We start from the raw sequence: 19,657 nt of genomic DNA on the forward strand, positions 1-19,657 counted from the left end.
CGGCCGCCAAGCGCATCAGCCTGTCCACGGCCGGCGGCGCCAACATCACCATCGACGGCGGCAACATCACGGTGCAGTGCCCGGGGAAGTTGACCATTCATGCGGGTAAGAAGAACTTCAGTGGGCCGGACCGGATGGAGGCGGTGCTGCCGGTGTTGCCTAAATTGGAGAACAGCTGGGTGGAGATCAAGGCCGACTACGATGACGCCTGGAATACGCCATGGCCGCTGACCGGGCTCAAATTCAAGGTCGACAACAAGACGCTGGCGCAGGGCGTGCCTATCAATCAGGCCGCAGGAAAGGGGCAATAAGGTGAGCGGATCGCCATCAGAAATCCGGCGCATGCAAGCGCCGAAGGACGGAGCAGTTATCGTCACAACGGAGACCAAGGTCACCGAAAAGGAAATCAGCGAGGAGCGTGAAAGCATCGTGCTACGCCTGCACGCGGCTTATCTGAACCTCACTGACCAGATGGCGGAATTCCAAAGTCAATGGGATGAAAACCCAACCCTGGCTTTTCTGACCAGCGCACGCGAAGGATGGAACGCCGGCGGGGCTGAGTGGTTAAGCGACCAGGCCGAGCTGTTCAAGGCCGAACTGTGGACCGACCTCGGCGGCAAAGTACGCGACGCCGCCGGTACGGCCTATGATCGTCTCGCCAGCTACAGCAAGCGGCGTTACGATGAACTGCATAAGCAACTGAGCAAGCATATCGAGAACCCGGAAGACACCTTGTACAACTGGGCCTGGTGGCAAAAGGCGATTACCGATGAGGCGACGGAGCTGGGGCGCCAACAGATGCAAAAGCTCGACGATGCGCGACATGCCGTGCAGGATGTCGCCAACACGGTCATCGAGAGTGCCAATAAGGCGAGAAAAATCTATCAGCATCGCGATGCGATCCTGAACCTGCCCAGCCTGATCGCAAACGGTCAGCCGAAGCCGGTGCAGAATTTTGTCGATACGGTGTTGATGGATATCGATCCGGTGCTGGCCAAGTCGATCCGCAACGATCCGAATTTTGCGGTCGTGCTGGAAATCATTGCGGACCATGACAGCGCCTTGAGCTATCTCGCGTATGTCGGACTCATGATCGAAGCGATTCCGCCGAATTTCTACGCTTATGTCGCTGGCAAGGGCAGCGCCTACCTGATGATCGAGGTGGTCATGCTGGTGGTGAGCGCCTTGTTGAGCGCTGGCGCAGCTGTGGCGGCGCGCATCACCATGCTGATTGGCCGCTTCGCCGCCGCCAGTGTCAAGGTGGTCACGGCCAACCGCCGCATCAAGCGCGCCAAGGCCGCGATTGACGCGTTTCTCAGGATACTGCGCGACCTGTCGGACGCGGTGGACGATTTGCACAACCTGGGTGCAAAGCTATTACAGGCGCGCAGCAAGGGGCTGGTGGTACGCGGTAACACCAAGACCACGCTGGCGGCAAAGAGGACATCGATCAAACGGGATAAGAAGTGCCGGATCTGTGGCAGCACCACGCACACGACGCCACGTCGCCGGCCGGGGAATGTGGAATATGCGTAGTTCGGGCATGCCTCATTTTAGAGTACATAGCAATGACACTTAAACTTGGTAATTCTGCTAAAGACAGCAAGTACCTCAAGCGCATCAAGGATGCTATCGAGGGAGACAAATCGCATCCACGCAATAATGGCGTCAAGATGCAGGCACATCATGCTATTTCAGCTGAAGGCATGAAGCGCTCAGGGCTAGGCAAAAAAATTGAAAAATTTGGTTACGATATCAATCTGCTACCCAACCTGGTGTTTATCCCGTGTACGTTGCAGGGCGCGTGCTATCTCGGCGTGCAGCCGCATCGCGGCAATCACACGGCAGTGATCAGTCAGGATGACTACGATGATGATCTGGAGCCTATGAGTTATCACGACTTAATTAGCTTGCAAATCAAGGATCTTGGGCTACCGCTCGCAAAAGAATGTCAAGGGGCGGATGACAGCAGGGTGCATGAGATTCGGCGTAAGCTCGATGGTCTCAGCAAATACATTATTACGTTGATACAAAAAAAACCGGCGGATGTACCATTGACCAACATCGCGGGACATTTCTCTCCGCGCAGTCCTATAGGATGCGGGGGCGTCGATTCTGTTAGTGCCCACCATGGCTTGTCGAAGTGTGCAGTCGAACGGATGCACGCTGGAGGACGTCAAAGTGCAAAGCAGAAGGATGAAAATATCACCTATCGTTCAGATAGACCATATCAATTAAAGCCAGGGAACTAAGATGCACAGTTACGACCAAGAATACTTCTTCATCAAAAAGAAGAAAGACGATCGCCTGCCGTCCTTGACACCAGACGAAAATACGGTGGATCGTAATTATTCTTTTGAGCCACAGCCAGATGGTTCCGCACCATTCATGTTCTTTGATGGCGGTGCCGATTACGCTCGGAAGTTAGGGATTGTGCCGCTCAGGGAGTTACCTGAAATCTTGTTTGATGGCTCTAATCTACTGGTCCGAAACCGTATCCGCGATGCTTTAGTCGCATTGGATTTGCCAGGAGTACACATTCACCCAGCCGTATTTGTCGACGCATATAAAAACTGGCACGAAGACTACTGGTTTTTGGCATTTCCTGAACGTCTCGATTGTTGGGACCGACAATTGTCTGACTTTGAGGATGAGCCTGTGGAACTAGGTGGCTTCAAACTGCACGGCGTTTATACCTATGCTCTCGATGCATCAGTGCTCGACAAGATTCCCTTAAATCAGCGGCTCTTATTCAAGATGGGGGGGACGTTGGAGGCATACATCGTATGCCACCAAGATATCGCGGCCATTTTCCGTGGCAATGGTGACAGTGGCGCCACGCTTATGAGCATTCCAGATCATTGAAGCTCAATATGGACATCATTTCGATGATCCAATACAAGCCATCTGCGGCCCAGTAAGATCAGCAACATGGACAATGAATATTATTTCATCAGAAAGCCAGATGACGATCGCCTTCCGTTTCTCGTACCCGATGAAAATACTGAAGATCGCTGTTTTCGCTTTGAACCTCAGCCACAAGGCTCTCCGCCATTGGTCTTTCACAATGGCTGGAGGGATCTGCAAAGGAAAAACAAAATCGTCGGTGTGACGCCGGACATACTTTTCGCAGGTGCTGACTTGGTTGTTCGAGATGCCATAAGGGAGCGCCTGCTTGAACACCGGATTCCGTCCATGCATATGCACCCCGTTGTTTACATTGATAACGCAGGGCAATGGCACGAAGATTTTTGGTATTTGACTTTCGCTGACCGGTTTGACTGCTGGGACCGTACAACTTCTGAGTTTGACGAGGAAAGTCCGCCAATCCGGCTCGGCGGCTTTCAGCTCCAAGAGGTGTACACATATTGCCTGGACGAGGAATTGATGCGACAGACTCCTTTGGATAATAGGCGGCTGTTCAAAATGGGCGGAGATCTCAATGCTTTCGTGGTTTGCCATTCCAGCCTGAGCCACATATTTAGAGGGAACGGCACTAGTGGCGCTAGTTTGATGGCCATAGCCGATTATTGACCACCTTACTCGGGCTTTCATGAGGACTGACCAACCCAAATCTCGGGATAGCTGTCTGAGCAGCATGAATACAAGATGACGTTGAACGGATTTGCAGAGAAAAAGACTCGTTGGATGAAGAATTGATACGGCAGCCAGCCTTAAAGAATAGGTCTCTATTTAAGATGGGTGGGGATCTTAATGCTTTTGTAGTTTGCCATTTCAGCCCGCTCACATATTTGGGTGGATGGCAATAGTGGGCTACTTTGATTGCCATCGCCCACTATTGATCACCTTATTTGGATTTTATGAAGACGGACTACGATCAGCAATACTACTTTGTCAAAATGGCGGATGATGACCGGTTGCCTTCCTTGACTGCCGATGAGGAGACGGTGGATCGTCATTATTCTTTTGAGCCACAGCCTGTAGGATCTGCACCCTTGATGTTTTTTGATGGGGGGGGCGGATTACGCTCGTAAGCTGGGCATCGTACCACTCAGGGAATTGCCGGACATATTGTTTGACGGCGCTGATCTGCTGGTCCGCAACCATATCCGCGATGCGTTGATCGCGCTGGACTTGCCTGGTTTGCACATTCACCCAGCAGTGATCATCGACGCTTACAAAAACTGGCACGAAGACTATTGGTTCTTAGCGTTTCCTGAACGTTTAGATTGCTGGCACCGGGAATTGTCTTCTTTTGAAGAAGAACCGATCAGGCTTGGTGGTTTCACGCTGCACAGCGTTTACACCTATGCTTTGGATGCCGTAGTGCTGGACAAGATTCCGTTGAGTCAACGGCTATTGTTTAAGATGGGGAGCACGCAGGACGGATTTATCGTGTGCCACCAAGATATAGCGGCCATATTCCGCGGCAACGGCGACAGTGGCGCTAAGCTTGTGGGTATTCCAGATCATTGATCACCTTATTTGGATTTTATGAAGACGGATTACGATCGGCAATACTACTTTGTCCGGAAGGCGGATGACGACCGGTTGCCTTCCTTGACTGCCGATGAGGATACGGTGGAGCGCCACTATTCGTTCGAGCCACAGCCGGCGGGATCGGCGCCGTGCGTGTTTTTTTGATGGCGGTGCTGATTACGCTCGCAAGCTGGGTATCGCGCCGCTCAAGGAGTTGCCGGACATATTGTTTGACGGTGCTGATCTGTTGGTCCGCAGCCATATATGCGAAGCATTGGTCGCACTGGACCTTCCAGCTCTGTACCTGCACCTGGCGGTCTTCATCGACGCTTACAAAAACTGCCACGAAGACTACTGGTTCCTGACGTTTCCGGAACGCTTTGATTGCTGGGATCGAGAGAAATCCGATTTTGAAGATGAGCCGGTGGAACTTGGCGGCTTCCGACTATACGGCGTCTATACCTACGCTTTGGATGCGGCGGTGCTCGACAATATCCCATTAAATCAGAGATTGCTGTTCAAGATGGGTGGTGTACTGGGCGCATACATTGTCTGCCATCAGGATATTGCTGCCATCTTCCGTGGTGATGGTGAAAGCGGCGCCAGACTGGTTAGCATTCCAGATTACTAAACGATGAAAGAGATGCGCTTCAAGACGACTGCCGCAGCCAAGGATATGGCGCGTTACGGGACTAACGTCAACCTCATTGATTTTGACTGGCGCGCTTTCGCGCAAGGCGAATGCCATCCGCAGCTTTCGTGCCTGGCTTTTTGTTGCCGTCTTCGCCGGCCACGGATTCGTTGAGCTGGGTGTCGGCGACGTAGTCGCCGGTTTGGCTTTTGTAGACGTAGAAGAATTGCTCGTAGCTCTCGTTGCGGGTGTCGCGGTCGGTATAGGTGAGGACGAGGTAGTCTCTGCCTGCCAGCTTGAACGCGGCCACGTCGTTGATCCCGGCGCAGTGCGGATATTGCTCTCCGGGCTCGGTCGACAAGATGTCGATGAACTTGGGCGCGCTGGCGTTGCCGGCCAGTAGTCCGCAACTCGGGACGTTGGCGTCTTTGGCGTAGTAGGTCAGCGGTGCGATATCGTTGGTCGGCATCGTGAGCCGGGCTTTGCTGTCGTATGCGCTCCAGCCGCGCTGCGCCAGGTATTTAGCTACGTCGGGGCCGCTCGTGGCGCTGGCGTTGTTCAGCGCCAGCAGGCTAATCAGCAAGCAGATTTTTTTCATCAGCGGTCCAGCTGTGATGACTTGGCAAGTTCCAGATCGTTGTTGTCGTAGTACAGCGATTCAACCAGCCACCCGGTCTTTTTATCGTAGACGAAATTGTAGTCTTCGATGCGGGTCGGGACATTGAAGCGACATTTGCTGCTGTTGAACTCAGGCTGCGGGATGTACTCGTTGCCGGTGGTTTTTTTCATCGCGGTCAGCATGGCAATTTCGGTATCGGCGGGACCGCGCTGGAATAGTTCGACGTAGTTTTTGATGAACACCGGCCGGGTAATTTTCATCGGCTTCATCCCGTCCATCGGCGGCAGCAGTTGTACCGGGAATTTGTAGTAGCGTGCGACTTGTTCGGGCTGGCCGGCCAGGGTGGCGGCGCGGAACGATTGCCAGGTAGAGCGCAGCAGCGCCGGATCGGGCGCGCTGCATGGCTCGGCGCCGGCCGGCGAGTTCAGGCATCCTGCCAGGCTCATAGCGCACAGCGCCAACATCAGGGACTGCTTCATTTACGTTTTTCCTTTTCGGTAGGCCAGCGGTACGATACCAGATGCAGGGCTGGGTCGTCGGCCGGGTCGACGGTCCAGCCTGCAAAGTCCCTGACCATGCGCGAGAAGTTGCCGCTGAGGAGGCGTACCACCTTCACCTTTCTGAATTTCTTTTTGGTTTTCTTGGTGATGGTGCCGTCTTTGCCTTTGACTTCGACTTCCTCGACGCCATCCTCGACATTTTTTTCTGTCGTGCCGGTGTAGAAACCAACATGGTATTCCGGTTTGGCGGAGCGGGTGACAACGGTGATGGCGCCGTAGCGCGGCTCGCTCAGCTGCTCGCCCCAATTCTTCCACGACTCGGCCAGCGCGTTGTCGGTGCCTATGTAGCCAGCCTGTTCCATACACCAGTTGGTGAAGGACGAACACCATGCCGTGCCATCGTCACGCGCTGCATCGCGATCCAGCGTGGTGGTTTGCAGATATTTGACGATGTCCGGGTTATTGAAGCGTTGCTCGATCTTCAGCATTTCGGCGTCGGCATCGGCATAGGCTTTTTGCTGGCTGGCGATGGTGGCCTGCAGTTCTGCCACTTTGCTGGCGTCCGCCGGTTTCTTTTTCTGCTCGATGCCCAGCTGCTTTTGCGCGGCTTTTTCCGCTTTTTGGGCAGCATCGCGCGCGGCGCGTTGCGCTTTCCACTCAGGGTTGGTCTTGTGGCTATCCCGGTTTTCGATGACTTTCTCCGCGCCTTCCTTGCCTTGCTCCTTGAGAGCGAACGGCATCCACGGCGCATCGGTGCTGGCCTCAACGGGTTTGACGGCTGGCTGTTCGGCAGTCTGGACTTTCTCTTCGACCTTGAGCTTCTTAGTGTCCTTGTTGGGCAGGCTGCTGCCGATCACCTGTTGGCGCGCCGGGCCGGGCGCGCTGGTGGGCGTGCTCAGCGGCGTTTCCGGGAATTTCGGCCGCGTGTAGAACTGCTTCACGTAGGCAAACGAGGTCATGTAGACGGCGTTCCAGCCGAGATCTTTTTTCACGGCCGCGATGATGTCTTCAAAGGTGATTTCGCGGCTCGGCGTGGGCTTGGGCGCGGCTTTGTCTTTCGCGGCCTGGGCGGCGGCGTCGAAGACGTTGGTCGGGGCTGGCGGTTTGGCCGGCGGCGCTGGCTTGGGTGCAGGCTTCGGCGCCGGCGCGGGGGCGGCGGCAGGGGCTGGCATCGGCGCTGGTTCTGCCGCAGGCGCCGCGCCGCCGGTGTTTTCGGGCGTGGGCTTCCAGCCGTTGTCGGGCGCGGGGAAGGCTTGGGCGATCTGTTCGCCGTCGTGGGTCTGCAGGACGTGCTGGTTGCCGTCTTCCGGCATGCCTTCCTTGCTGACGGCGTCGTTATAGGCTTCGACGTCGATGCGCGGGATCAGGATCACCACCGGCTCTTGCGACTCGGAGCTGATCTCGGGCACTTTGCCGTCGGCGCCGGTGGTCACTTCTTTGGCGCTGACTTCCCATTCGATGCCCTCGTCGGCAGGAGCGGGAGCGCCGTCGGCTGGGGCGTTCGCGACCGGCACGGATGCGGTGTCGGCGCCGGGCGCGGCGGCGGGCTGGGCAGGCGTTGCCGCCGGCGATGCGTCACCATCTACATTGGCGGGCGCGGACGGAGATGCGATCGGGCCGGCCTCGGCCGACGATGCGGATGCAGAGGTGGCAGCTGCTGGCTCCGCGGATGGCGCTGACTGCGGCGAGTTCCAGGCGGGCACGGCGGACGGCGCCGGTGCTGGCGTCGCCTCAGCTTCCGGCGACGGTGCAGGGGCTGGCGCGGGAGGCTTGACTGTCGGCTTTGCCGGTGCGGTCGCGGCTGGCGGCTTGGCAGGGCCTGCCGGCTTGGGCGTCTTGGTCACGACAATGACCTTGCGGCTGCCCATCGGCTTGCCCATGATGTCGTTCAGCTGCACCACCAGTCCGTGCGAGGCATTGAGGATGGCTTCAATCCGGTCCGCCTCGTCCACCACGGTCTTCGAGTCCGGATAGCGCTTGTTCTGCTCCAGCTCGGAAAACTCCTTGGGATGCCAGGTTTCTTTCTTGCGCTTGCCGTTCCCGACCGGGACCATCTCGCGGTTGCGGGTCGAAAACTCGCCATAGTGGTAGCGGTAATAAATCAGCGGTTCAAACTTGCCGGCCGCCGAGCCGTAATCCTTGATGGTCTCGGCCTTGAGGTCGCGGAAGTAGCCCAGTCCGGCCTTGATGCTGGAGCGCGCGTCGAAGCGGTTGCTGTCGTTGACGCCGTAGGTGGCCGCCGTCTTGTCGATCACCTGCGCGATGCCGGAGGCGGTCCCGTTCGGATTGGCCGCATCCGGGTTGAACGACGACTCGCGCTTGGCGATGGCGATGTAATAGGCCAGGTCGCGGTTGTTGAAGCCCATCTTGCGGGCCTCTTCAATGATGATGTCGATGACTTTCTGCTGCACCTCGGGCGGCACCTCGAAGCCGCGCCGGCCGGTGCCGGACAGCGGCTTGCTCTTGTCGATCGGCTCGTTGAAATGGGTATCGGTCATTGCGGTTGTGGATCTTCAAGCACGGTGTTATTGATCGGGTAGCGCGGCGCCAGCTTCCAGGATGGCTCGCGCAGGCGGATCACGCGCTGCTCGCTGGCCGGTGTCGATTGCCATTTATTGCCATAGCGCTTCCAGCGTCCATCGAGCGTCAGCAGGGCCTGGGTTTCGCAGGTGTCACAGCTGCCGCCGGTGTCCAGGTTCACCAGCAGATAGCGTTGCTTGCCGGCCTCCACGCAGCGCAGCGCCGAGGCGACGTGGAAATCATCGCCTACCGGCTCGTGCTCCAGCAGATCGCGTGTCACGGGCTTCTTTCCTGGTTGGGTGATCACCAGCTCCTGCTCGGTGCAGCCGCTGTTGACCTGCACCACGGCATTGGCGCGCTGCGACACCTCGCAGTAGGAGCGCACCACCACCTTGGCGTCGCCGCACTGGGTCTCGTTCTTAAACCAGAACATCTCGGGATCGGTGGCCAGCGCGGCGGCAGCGCCGGACCACAGCATGACGGCAACAATCATCTTTTTATGCATACTCAGGAAAACCATTGGTTCAATTCATCTTCATCGATTTTGTCGCGATGGAATTTCTCGTTGCCGTCCAACGAGATCGCGAGTTGTTCTTCCTTGGCGGTGTTGACCGGCGTCGTGTGGCCTTCGGCGTCGGTCTTGCCGAAGAAGACCTTGCCGTCCGCGCGCTGTTTCTTGTACAGACGACCGGCGATGGCCGTGCCGGCCAGCGCATCCTTGACCTGGAAGCGGCCGGCGTACAGCTTCTCGTTCGGCAGCTCGGGCAGGGCGGGCGTGCTCTGCGCCGGACCGGTCAGCTCCTTCATGCTGGCCTTGAAGGTCATGGTGCCGGGACCGTGGACCTCGATGTTGCCGCCCTCCAGCTTGATCCACGCGCCTTGCGCGGTCAGCATCACGTGCTCCTTGGCCGCCACGCGCACGTCCTTGGTGACGCTGGCCACGGTGATGGCGCGGTCGGCGGTGAGCGTGGTGGCGTCGTTCTGGCTTTGGCTGCTGAGCTTGCCGCTGGCCGCGTGCAGGCGGATGCCGGTTTCCTGGTTGGGCTTGTCGGCGGCCGTGGCTTTGCCGTAGGTGAACAGGCTGATGCCGTCGCGCACCGCGTGCAGACTGTTGGCTTGCGTGAGCAGGTTGATGTCCTGCCCGGCCACCAGGCTGCTGCTGGCGCCGGCGGCCAGCACGGCGCTGGCGGGCGTGACGGCGGCGATGCCGGATGGCGTGGACAATTGCAGCATGGCGGCGCCGAAGGCGCTGGCCTGCCCGGCGCCGCCGCTGTCGCCCCCGCTGCCGCCGCCGGTGGCGTCCAAGGCCTGCGCGCTGGACGCCATCTGGGCGATGGCGGGCAGCTTGTCCGGCGCCGGCTCGGCCGCGCCGCCGGCCTTGAGCATGGCGTTTTGTTTTTGGGCCGTCTCGGCCAGCGTCATCTGTAGCTGCTGGGCTTGTTGAACCTGCGATTGCGCCTCGCGCGCGTCCATCTGATGGCCGGCGCCGCCGTTGCGCGCGTCGGCCGACAGCAGCAGGCCACGGCCGGCGCGCAGCGCGGTGCTGTGTTCGGTCTTGAGCTCGGCGCCGAAACCGGCCGGGGCCAGCCGCTGGTTATCCGTTTGTTGGCGCAGATGGCCGAGGTTGAGCTCGGCAGTGCCCTGATGCGGGGCGGCGTGGTGCTGCAGGCCGATGCGCGGCTGGGCCGGGGTGTCGTCGAACACCAGCTGGCTGTAGGCGCCGCTGCCGCCCTGGCTGGCGGGCAGGGTCTGGCTCTTGAGGCCGGACAGCGTGGCCGGGTGGGCGTGGCCGTCGGCCTCGCCGGGGAACCACGTCGGCGCGTTGCCGGTGCTGGCGCCGCCGCCTTGCGCCACCTGGTTGTGCTGGGCGTCGGCCTGGCCCTGGCCGTTGTACAGCGCGCCGATCACCACCGGGCGGTCGATATTGCCGTCGATGAAGTCGACCAGCACTTCCTGTCCCACGCGCGGCACGGCGTTGCTGCCCCAGTTGGCGCCGGCCTGCGGCGCCAGCGGCGTGGCGATCCGCACCCAGGCGCCGACGCTGTCGTCGGCCGGCGCGCCGCTGTGGCTGGCCGGGGCCGGATGATTCAGGCGGCTGTGGCCGGCGTCGCCGCGCTGCCAGTGGAATTGCACCTTGATGCGGTGGTCGCGGTCGGTGTGCACGGCCGCGCCGGAAGGACCGACCACCACGGCGGTCTGCTGGCCCTGGATGGTCGGGCGCGGATGCAGCAAACGGCCGTGGCCATCGGTGCCGCTGGCCCGGTAGGGCACGCTGGCGCGGATGGCGTCGATACGGTTGCGGTACAGCGGCCGCTCGCCGGCCTGCTTGCCGACCGCGTGCAGGCTGCTGGCTTGTTCGGCGGCGATGGCCGCGCCCAGCGCGCTCTCGCCCAGGCGCTGCATCAGGCCGGCGTGCAGGTCGGCGCTGAGGTTGTTGTGCATCAGGTGGACCACGCGGGTGACGAGGAATTCCTCATCGCCCAGCGCGTGCTCGCTGAGCTGGAAGGTGGTGCCGGGCGCCAGCGTGCGCACGGTGCCGGCGCCGGTGTACACCTCGCGCGACGCCTCCAGCGCCTGCAGTTGCTGGTCGGCGATGCGCTGGCCGTGGGCGCGCGATGGGTAGGCGTAGGCGCCGGGCGCGTCGCGGCTGGTCAGCAGCAGGTCGGCCGGGGCGTCGGGCGCGGCGGCGCTGACCGGGCGCTGGTCCAGCGTGCGGTAGTCCCAGCTGTGAAGCTCCACCGCGTTGGTTTGCAGCTTCAGTTCGCTGCGCCAGCGGTCCATGCTGTCCTCGCGCATGACGGCACCCGGTTGCGTGAAGCGCACCTGCGCCTGCGCGTTCGGCTTGAAGCTGCTGTTGTCGTCGGCAATCACCAGCTCATGCCCATCCTCGCTGTGCACGAAGTAGTGGAACAGGCCTTCCTCGTGCATCAGCCGTTCGGCAAACGCCAGATCGCTTTCCTGGTATTGCGTGGTCAGGCTGCGCACCGGATAGCGGCCGCGGTCCTGCACGTCGAAACGCCATGCGGGCGCCAGCTTGCCCTGGCCTTGCCACGCGCCGAACACGGCGTCCAGGATGTCGAACACGTTCTGGTCCTGGAAGATGCGGCTGTCGCGGTTGTGGCCGAGGAAGGCGGTCCACGGCTCCAGCGTCAGCGTGTAGCGCGCCAGGCCGCCGTTGGCGCCATTGGCTTCGGCGGCGGTGATGTGGCCGTGGAACGGGCGCGTATCGGCCTGCGTGGTTTGCAGCGCCAGCAGCGCCGGCTGGCCAAGCAGGGCGCGCAGCGACAGGCTGGCGTCCGGCGACAGCGCGGTGATGCGGAAACGGAAGCCGCCGCTCAGCGCCTCCTCGCCGTGCACGCACTCGGGCAGCAAGATGTCGGCGCCCAGCGGCGTGGTCAGGCGCAGCAGCCGGGTGTCCTGGCTGAACATGGAAAGCAGGTCGCGAAGCATGGTTGTTAAGTTAATATGTTTGCATTCCGCATTACACCTGATTCAGTTCAGTCCGGCAAGAGCGATTCAATTGAACTTTAGTTCCCATGAGTTCCGGTTTTGTCTTATCTATGTGGTAAAAATGACACCAATTAGTGCTTTATAGATAATTATAATTTGGCAAGATGGCATTCCGCCATTGTCCAAAAATAGGGAAGGAAAAATATGGATAGGGTAATTTCCTGGCTGGCTGTGGTGATTCTTGCAATTGCCAGTACGGTGTTTTATCAAAAGGCAGCAAGCGCTTCCAAAGAAGTTAAGACGGTCAAGGAGGATGTAGTCCGGCGAGAACGTACGACAGTGGATGCAGGCTTACTGGTTAATGCGCGAGAATTAACTTTTGCAAAAATTACCGATTCGTTCTCCAAGGTGATGCAAGCAAAAGGCAAGCTGTGGAGGGCCGACATCGAGTTCGCATGGGATTACGACTACAACTTCGGCTTCGCTGTGCCGCAGAATTGGGACTGGAAGTTGAAGGAGACACAGCCAGGCATTGTTTCCATTGATGTTCCTCCGCTGAGGCAATTAAATACTTCGGACCCATCGCCCAGCCCACGACTCACCATTAACAAGGCTTCCGGAGATCATTTGACGGAGATGCTCCAGCAAGTGAAGTCCGACGCCACGAACATGGTCAAGACCAGGGAAAAATATTACCTGGAAAACGAAACCATTCAGCAGACCGCCAAGCGCGGCATGGCTGCATTTGTAATGGATATTCTCAACTCCAAAACCCCCGCCGACAAGCTGCCGATTCGCAAAGTGAATGTCAACATCCGCGACGAGGAGAAGCAATCATGAGAACTGTCGTTTTTTGGGCTGGCATGTTGTGGGCCGCCAGTGCTGGCGCCATCGAATGCAGGAATCTGGTGACCAAGCCGTATAACAGCAGTCCGAAATACTTTGCCCCGGATGGCACGCGCGGCGAGGGCATTCAGATCTGGATCAAGGGCGCGTTGGCGACGATTCCCGATACCCGGGCTGAATGTCTGCCTATCTCGCTGAGACTCAATAATCCGGGCGCGATGAAAACACCCGCCAAGGGGCCATGGGCGGGGCAGGTTGCACGCGACGATAAAGGGCATGCGGTGTTTGGTACGGTGGAGCAGGGCATGGCGGCATGGGGCTTGTGGATGAGCCGCAGGGCTGCCTCAGGGCAGCCCCAAACGGCATTCTCAATCATGTCGCGTTATGCGCCGCCCAATGATTGTGTCGGCTCGGTGGGCGTTTTCCCGAACTGCCCTTACGGCCCCAACCCCACGCGGGAATATGCGGATCAGGTTGCGGCCAGCGTGGGGAAAAAGGCGGACGATCCATTGAGTCTGAATGGCGCGGAGTGTAATGAAGGGCGCAATGTGCTGTATTCGCTGTTCCAACAGATCGTCACTTTTGAAGCTGGCGCGAACTTCTGTGGCAAGGAGGCTGGCAAGTCCCGTGGTATGTGCCATATCGATCGCGTGACATTCGATCGGGCCCTGGACGGCGTCTTTGCCTCGGCCGACGGGGCAAGCGGGCGTTGTTCCGCGTCAAAATGAAAAACGCCCCGCGCGGCGCGGGCCGGGCGGGGTGTTGAGGTCTGGCAATGCCTGTTAGTGGCTAGGCACGACTTCCAGGGGTTCCGGATCGGTGATGGTCGAACCCGGGTTGGCCAGCTCGGCTTTCATCTTGTCCATGTCCAGTTCCTTTTCCCAGCGCGAGACGACCATGGCGGCCACGCCGTTGCCGACGAAGTTGGTCAGCGCGCGGCATTCGGACATGAAGCGGTCGATGCCCAGGATCAGCGCCATGCCGGCCACTGGAATGTCCGGTACCACGTGCAGGGTGGCGGCCAGGGTGATGAAGCCGGCGCCGGTGATGCCGGACGCGCCTTTCGAGGTCAGCATCGCCACGCCCAGGATGGTCAGTTCCTGCATCAGTGTCAGCTCGGTGTTGGTCGCTTGCGCAACGAACAGGGCGGCCATGGTCATGTAGATGTTGGTTCCGTCCAGGTTGAACGAGTAGCCGGTCGGGACCACCAGGCCCACCACCGATTTCGAGCAGCCCAGGCGCTCCAGTTTGTTCATCAGCGACGGCAGCGCCGATTCCGACGAGCTGGTGCCCAGCACGATCAGCAGTTCTTCCTTGATGTAGGAGATGAAGCGGCCGATCGAGAAGCCGGTCAGGCGCGCCACGGTGCCCAGCACGACCACCACGAAGATGGCGCAGGTGGCGTAGAAGCAGCCCATCAGGGTGGCCAGCGGCAGCAGCGATTTGATGCCGTATTTGCCGATGGTGAAGGCCATGGCGCCAAACGCGCCGATCGGAGCGACCTTCATGACGATGTTCACGACGCCGAAGATGGCGTGCGAGGCGTCGTCGATCAGCTTGACCAGCGGACGGCCGCGCTCGCCCAGCAGCGAGATCGAGAAGCCGAACAGGATGGCGATCAGCAGCACCTGCAGTATGTCGCCCTTGGCGAAGGCGTCGACCACCGTGTTCGGGATGATGTTGAGCAGGAAGTCGGTGGTGGTTTGCGCGTGCGCCTTGGTGGTGTACTGCTCGATGGACTTGGCGTCCAGCGTGGCGGGGGTGGCGTTGAAGCCGGCGCCCGGTTTCACCAGGTTGGCCACGAACAGGCCGATCACCAGCGCGAAGGTGGAGATCACTTCGAAGTACAGCAGGGCCTTGCCGCCGACGCGGCCGATTTTTTTCACGTCCTGCATGCCGGCGATGCCGGACACCACGGTACAGAAGATCACCGGCGCGATGATCATCTTGATCAGTTTGATGAAGCCATCACCCAGCGGTTTCATGGCGACGCCGCTGTCTGGATAGAACACGCCCAGCATCACGCCACAGAAAATGGCGAATAGTACCTGCACGTACAGGATTTTATAGAATGGTTTTTTCACGGGGTCTCCTCGTGTGTGTGAGGAGTGCATCATCGCTCAGCCCGACAGATATCACTATTGTGGAAAGCCGCAAATCACGGCCAGTGATATCTGTCTTTGGTAAGGGATTCTACTTAGCGGGATTGCTTCAAAGCGGTCCCTTACTGGGCGACCCAGCCGCCGTCCATATTCCAGGCGACGCCGCGGACCTGCTTGGCCGCGTCCGAGCACAGGAACACGGCCAGCGCGCCCAGTTCCTCCGGCGTGACGAACTCGCCGGCTGGCTGCTTGTCGGCCAGCAGCGCCTTCTTGGCCTGCTCGTTGCTGATGCCGTCTTTGGCGGCGCGGTCGTCCACCTGTTTTTGCACCAGCGGCGTCAGCACGAAGCCGGGGCAGATGGCGTTGACGGTGATGCCGGTGGTGGCGGTCTCCAGCGCGTTGGCCTTGGTCAGGCCGAGCAGGCCGTGCTTGGCCGCCACGTAGGCCGACTTGCCGGCCGAGGCCACCAGGCCGTGGGTCGAGGCCAGGTTGATGATGCGGCCCCAGTTGTTGGCGCGCATGCGCGGCAGCACCAGGCGCGAGGTGTGGAAGGCCGAGGTCAGGTTGATGGCGATGATGGCGTCCCATTTCTCGACCGGGAAATCCTCGACGTTGGCCACGTACTGGATGCCGGCGTTATTGACCAGCACATCGACCCCGCCGAACTTGTCGCCGGCGAACTTGATCATCGCCTCGATCTCGGCCGGCTTGGTCATGTCGGCGTTGTGATAGGCCACCTGCACGCCGAATTCCTTGGCCAGGTCGGCCTGCAACTGCTCGATCTCCTTGGCGTCGCCAAAACCGTTCAACAGCACGTTGGCGCCTTCCGCCGCCAGCGAACGGGCGATGCCCAAACCAATGCCGGAAGTCGAACCGGTAACCAACGCGGTTTTACCGCTCAAAGTTTTGTTTGCCATACTGTCCTCTATAGGGTTGGTGATTGAGGGGGCGCTGCGCTACACTTCGGTAGGATTTTGTCACAACGCGGTAAAATGGTGTTTTTAGCTACATCATTACATGAACCGATAAGGAAGGCCGCATGCTCCAAGCAAAAATAAAGTCTGTTCAGTGCCTCTCCTTGGCCGGCCTGCATCGCATGGCCTACAAGGAGTGGGGCGATGAGAGCAACCCGAACGTGCTGGTCTGCGTGCACGGCGTCACCCGCGTCAGCGACGACTTCGACAACATGGCGCGGGCGCTGGCCGGCGACTACCGCGTCATCTGTCCGGACATCGTGGGCCGCGGCCGTTCCGACTGGCTGAAGAATCCACAGCTGTACCGCATACCGCAGTATGTCAGCGATATCGTAACCTTGCTGGCGCGCGTGCTGCCAGACGCCGAAAGTCAGAAGGTGGACTGGTTCGGCACCTCGATGGGCGGCCTGATCGGCATGGGCCTGGCCTCGCTGCCGGGCAACCCGATCCGCAAGCTGGTGCTCAACGATATCGGCCCGGTGCTGGCGCCGCAGGCGCTGCAGCGCATCGGCGATTACATCGGCCAGGACTTGCGCTTCGACAGCTTTGAAGATGGCGCCAAATTCATCCGCGACGTGTCGCTGTCGTTCGGCGAGCATACCGAACAGGAGTGGCACAAGCTGGCCACCGACGTGCTGCGCCAGGACAAGGACGGCAAGTGGGTGCGCCACTACGACATGGGGCTGGCGCTGCCGTTCCGCTCGGCCACGCCGGAATCGGCCGATGCCGACCAGGCCATGCTGTGGGCCGCGTACGAGGCCATCCAGTGCCCGACGCTGCTGGTGCGCGGCGCCGAGTCCGACCTGCTGTCGCCGGAAACGGCCAGGCTGATGACCGAGCGCGGCCCGAAGGCCACGCTGGTGGAAATCCCGAACGTGGGCCACGCGCCAACCTTTATTCACGACGATCAAATCGCCATAGCAAAGCAATTCCTGTTAGGTTAAGAAGAGTATGGAAATCAAACGACTACACGTGGGCAAGCGCCTGTCCGAAGTAGCTATTCACAACAACACCGTGTACCTGGCCGGCCAGATTCCGGATGACTATTCGGCCGACATCAAGGGCCAGACGCGCGAAGTGCTGGCGCATGTCGACCGCCTGCTGGCGGAGGCGGGCAGCGACAAGACCTGCATCCTGAGCTGCACCATCTACCTCAAGGACATGGCCGACTTCCCAGGCATGAACGAGGAGTGGGACGCGTGGGTGCCGCAGGGCCACACGCCGCCGCGCGCCACCGTGGAAGCCAAGCTGTTCGATCCGAAGGTGCTGGTCGAAATCGTCGTCGTCGCCGCGCAGCGCTAGGAGCAACATGGTTTCCACCACTGCGCTCAACAGCGCGACGTCCGAGCAGCTGGTTCACGGCCTGTCCGCCGACGACAGCGCCCGCATGCTGGCGGCGCTGGAATTCGCCGAAACGGCGTACGCCGGCAAGACCTGCAGCAGCGGCCAGCCGGCGTTCGAGTTTGCGGTCGGCGCGGCCGGCACGCTGGCGTCCTTGAACACCGACGTTGAAACCCGCATCGCCGGCCTGATGTTCGAGCTGACCGTGCTGGACACGGAGCAGGCGCCGATCATCGAGCCGCGTTTTGGCCAGGGTGTCAACGATTTGGTGGCCGGCGTGCGCCAATTGATCCGTCTGCGCGAACTGACCCAGACCCAGAACGCGCCGGCCGCCGGGCGCGGCCGCAACGCCGCGCAACTGGCGGTGGCCCAGGTGGAAACCCTGCGCAAGATGCTGCTGGCCATGGCTTCCGACATGCGCGTGGTGCTGGTGCGGCTGGCGTCGTGCGTGACCACGCTGCGTTACTTCGCCGACATCAAGCTGTTCAACGACATGACCTGCGCCTACGGGCGCGAGACGCTGGATCTGTACGCGCCGCTGGCCAACCGTCTCGGCATCTGGCAGTTGAAGTGGGAGCTGGAGGACTTGTCGTTCCGCTTCATCGAGCCGGAGACCTACAAGCGCATCGCCAAGATGCTGGAAGAAAAGCGCCTGATGCGCGAAGGTTTCGTCTCCAGCGCGATCGAGCGCCTGCAGTCGGAGATGGCGGCGGCCGGCATCAAGGCAGAAGTGTTTGGCCGTCCCAAGCACATCTACTCCATCTGGAGCAAGATGAAGGGCAAGGAGCTGGACTTCACCGACCTGTACGACGTGCGAGCCTTCCGCGTGATCGTGGCCGACGTGAAGACCTGCTACACCGTGCTGGGCGTGGTGCACAACATCTGGACGCCGATTCCGAAGGAGTTCGACGACTACATCTCGCGCCCCAAGCCGAACGGCTACCAGTCGCTGCACACGGTGGTGACGGCGGAAGACGGCCGTCCGCTGGAAGTGCAGATCCGCACGCAGGACATGCACAGCTTCGCCGAATACGGCGTGGCGGCGCACTGGCGCTACAAGGAAACCGGCGGCTCCACCTTCACCGCGCAGCAGTACGACGAGAAGATCGCCTGGCTGCGCCAGCTGCTGGCTTGGAAAACCGACGTGGCCGATGCCGTGGTGGGCGAGGAAGAGCAGCAGCGCGAATGGGTGGAAAAGCTGAAGGCCGCCGCGCTGGACGACCGCATCTTCGTGCTGACGCCGCAGGCGCGCGTGATCGAACTGCCGGTCGGCGCGACCCCGGTGGACTTTGCCTACCACCTGCACAGCGACGTTGGCCACCGTTGCCGCGGCGCGCGCGTGGATGGCGTGATGGTGCCGCTGAACACCCCGCTGAAAAACGGCCAGACCTGCGAAATCATCACCGCCAAAGGTGCGCCGGGCACGGCGGGGCCGTCGCGCGACTGGCTCAGCGACGAGTACACGGTGGCGACGCGCACGCGCTCCAAGATCCGCGCCTGGTTCCATGCGATCGACATGCAGGAGACGTTGTCGCACGGCCGGGCGGTGGTGGAAAAGACCTTGCAGCGCGAGGGCAAGACCGCCGTCAACCTGGAGGCGCTGGCCAACAAGCTGGGCTTCGCCAAGGTCGATGACTTGTTCCTGTCGGTGGGCAAGGATGAATTCAGCCTGCGCGCGATCGAAAACGCGCTGCACGACAGTGGCGAGCCGAGCGGGCCGGTGGATGAGGTGTTCCTCGGCAAGAGCCGGGCGTCGAGCGTGGAGCAGGGCGCCAAGTCGGGGGTGTTGGTGGTGGGCACGGATGGCCTGATGACGCAGTTGGCCAAGTGCTGCAAGCCGGCGCCGCCGGATGGCATCGTTGGTTTCGTCACGCGCGGCAAGGGTGTGTCGATCCACCGCGCGACCTGCAAGAACTTCGCGGAAATGCGCGCCAAGGCGCCGGAGCGGGTGATTGTGACGGAGTGGGGGCGGGCTGGGTCGGATACGGTCTACCCGGTCGACATCTTCATCCTGGCGAACGACCGCCAGGGGCTGCTGCGCGACATCTCGGAGATTTTCTCGCGCGAGAAAATCAACGTGATTGGCGTGAACACCCAGTCGGCCAAAGGCTTCGCGCGCATGACCTTCACCGCCGAAATCGGCGCCACGGCGCAGCTGCACAAGGCACTCAGCGCCATCTCCGAAGTCACCGGCGTGCAGGAAGCCCGCCGCGCCTAGCCCCACCGTCGTTCCC

Annotated in this window: 19 protein-coding genes; 12 read left to right on the top strand and 7 right to left on the bottom strand. The window is 60.5% G+C overall.

The genetic code is table 11. From position 1 onward, the window contains the following. From FHW83_RS29010 to FHW83_RS29040, 7 genes are all read left to right on the top strand, one after another. Window positions 1–311, top strand: a 311-nt coding sequence (locus FHW83_RS29010) for a DUF2345 domain-containing protein (protein WP_176649840.1), incomplete at its 5' end; no start/stop codon positions are given. Between the two features lie 31 nt (window positions 312–342). Further along, the gene (locus tag FHW83_RS29015) at window positions 343–1,536 is read left to right on the top strand and encodes a hypothetical protein (protein ID WP_176649841.1); all 1,194 of its coding nucleotides are present in this window, start codon (window positions 343–345) and stop codon (window positions 1,534–1,536) included. A 32-nt stretch (window positions 1,537–1,568) separates the two neighbouring features. Beyond that, window positions 1,569–2,252 carry an AHH domain-containing protein gene (locus FHW83_RS29020; RefSeq protein WP_176649842.1) on the top strand — a complete coding sequence of 228 codons (684 nt, stop codon included), beginning with the start codon at window positions 1,569–1,571 and terminating at the stop codon, window positions 2,250–2,252. 1 nt (window position 2,253) lies between these two features. Further along, window positions 2,254–2,865 (top strand): hypothetical protein, encoded by a 612-nt coding sequence (locus FHW83_RS29025; RefSeq protein ID WP_176649843.1) that lies wholly within the window; start codon window positions 2,254–2,256, stop codon window positions 2,863–2,865. 66 nt (window positions 2,866–2,931) lie between these two features. Further along, on the top strand, window positions 2,932–3,534 hold the full coding sequence (locus FHW83_RS29030) for a hypothetical protein (RefSeq protein ID WP_176649844.1): 603 nt from the start codon (window positions 2,932–2,934) through the stop codon (window positions 3,532–3,534). A gap of 435 nt (window positions 3,535–3,969) precedes the next feature. Then, window positions 3,970–4,437: a hypothetical protein gene (locus FHW83_RS29035; RefSeq protein ID WP_176649845.1), complete on the top strand. Its 468-nt coding sequence runs from the start codon at window positions 3,970–3,972 to the stop codon at window positions 4,435–4,437. Window positions 4,438–4,531: 94 nt separating this feature from the next. Beyond that, window positions 4,532–5,071 (top strand): hypothetical protein, encoded by a 540-nt coding sequence (locus tag FHW83_RS29040; protein ID WP_176649846.1) that lies wholly within the window; start codon window positions 4,532–4,534, stop codon window positions 5,069–5,071. 73 nt (window positions 5,072–5,144) lie between these two features. On the opposite strand, the gene FHW83_RS29045 is transcribed toward FHW83_RS29040, so the two are convergent. From FHW83_RS29045 to FHW83_RS29065, 5 genes are read right to left on the bottom strand one after another with little or no spacing between them, the layout of a single operon-like run. Then, window positions 5,145–5,669, bottom strand: a complete 525-nt coding sequence (locus tag FHW83_RS29045) for a hypothetical protein (protein ID WP_176649847.1) — start codon at window positions 5,667–5,669, stop codon at window positions 5,145–5,147. Further along, window positions 5,669–6,169, bottom strand: a complete 501-nt coding sequence (locus FHW83_RS29050; RefSeq protein WP_176649848.1) for a hypothetical protein — start codon at window positions 6,167–6,169, stop codon at window positions 5,669–5,671. Before FHW83_RS29050 ends, FHW83_RS29045 begins: the two co-directional genes overlap by 1 nt. Continuing rightward, window positions 6,166–8,688, bottom strand: a complete 2,523-nt coding sequence (locus FHW83_RS29055; RefSeq protein WP_176649849.1) for a TIGR02594 family protein — start codon at window positions 8,686–8,688, stop codon at window positions 6,166–6,168. Before FHW83_RS29055 ends, FHW83_RS29050 begins: the two co-directional genes overlap by 4 nt. Then, on the bottom strand, window positions 8,685–9,203 hold the full coding sequence (locus FHW83_RS29060) for a hypothetical protein (protein WP_176649850.1): 519 nt from the start codon (window positions 9,201–9,203) through the stop codon (window positions 8,685–8,687). The genes FHW83_RS29055 and FHW83_RS29060 overlap by 4 nt, the downstream gene beginning before the upstream one ends. A 14-nt stretch (window positions 9,204–9,217) precedes the next feature. Continuing rightward, entirely contained in the window at window positions 9,218–12,160 is a 2,943-nt protein-coding gene (locus FHW83_RS29065) for a type VI secretion system Vgr family protein (RefSeq protein WP_176649851.1), read from the bottom strand. Between the two features lie 204 nt (window positions 12,161–12,364). Here FHW83_RS29065 and FHW83_RS29070 point away from each other — a divergent pair, with 204 nt between their 5' ends. After that, window positions 12,365–13,000: a hypothetical protein gene (locus tag FHW83_RS29070; protein WP_176649852.1), complete on the top strand. Its 636-nt coding sequence runs from the start codon at window positions 12,365–12,367 to the stop codon at window positions 12,998–13,000. Further along, a complete protein-coding gene (locus FHW83_RS29075) occupies window positions 12,997–13,734 on the top strand; it encodes a hypothetical protein (RefSeq protein WP_176649853.1) in 738 nt (245 codons plus the stop codon). The genes FHW83_RS29070 and FHW83_RS29075 overlap by 4 nt, the downstream gene beginning before the upstream one ends. A gap of 54 nt (window positions 13,735–13,788) precedes the next feature. Here the strand turns inward: FHW83_RS29075 and FHW83_RS29080 are convergent, their stop codons facing one another. Together FHW83_RS29080 and FHW83_RS29085 are read right to left on the bottom strand one after the other, a co-directional pair. Next, window positions 13,789–15,090: a dicarboxylate/amino acid:cation symporter gene (locus FHW83_RS29080; protein WP_176649854.1), complete on the bottom strand. Its 1,302-nt coding sequence runs from the start codon at window positions 15,088–15,090 to the stop codon at window positions 13,789–13,791. A 140-nt stretch (window positions 15,091–15,230) separates the two neighbouring features. Then, window positions 15,231–16,025, bottom strand: a complete 795-nt coding sequence (locus FHW83_RS29085; RefSeq protein ID WP_176649855.1) for a 3-hydroxybutyrate dehydrogenase — start codon at window positions 16,023–16,025, stop codon at window positions 15,231–15,233. Window positions 16,026–16,147: 122 nt separating this feature from the next. On the opposite strand from FHW83_RS29085, the gene FHW83_RS29090 reads away from it, so the two are divergent. The 3 genes from FHW83_RS29090 to FHW83_RS29100 are packed head-to-tail and all read left to right on the top strand — an operon-like array spanning window position 16,148 to window position 19,641. Next, the gene (locus FHW83_RS29090) at window positions 16,148–17,026 is read left to right on the top strand and encodes an alpha/beta fold hydrolase (protein ID WP_176649856.1); all 879 of its coding nucleotides are present in this window, start codon (window positions 16,148–16,150) and stop codon (window positions 17,024–17,026) included. Between the two features lie 7 nt (window positions 17,027–17,033). Then, window positions 17,034–17,384, top strand: coding sequence for a RidA family protein (locus FHW83_RS29095; protein ID WP_176649857.1), 351 nt, complete (start codon window positions 17,034–17,036; stop codon window positions 17,382–17,384). A gap of 7 nt (window positions 17,385–17,391) precedes the next feature. After that, window positions 17,392–19,641 (top strand): bifunctional (p)ppGpp synthetase/guanosine-3',5'-bis(diphosphate) 3'-pyrophosphohydrolase, encoded by a 2,250-nt coding sequence (locus FHW83_RS29100; RefSeq protein ID WP_176649858.1) that lies wholly within the window; start codon window positions 17,392–17,394, stop codon window positions 19,639–19,641. Window positions 19,642–19,657 lie beyond the last annotated feature (16 nt).

It is taken from the genome of Duganella sp. SG902 (genome assembly GCF_013376005.1).
Taxonomy (GTDB): domain Bacteria; phylum Pseudomonadota; class Gammaproteobacteria; order Burkholderiales; family Burkholderiaceae_D; genus Rugamonas.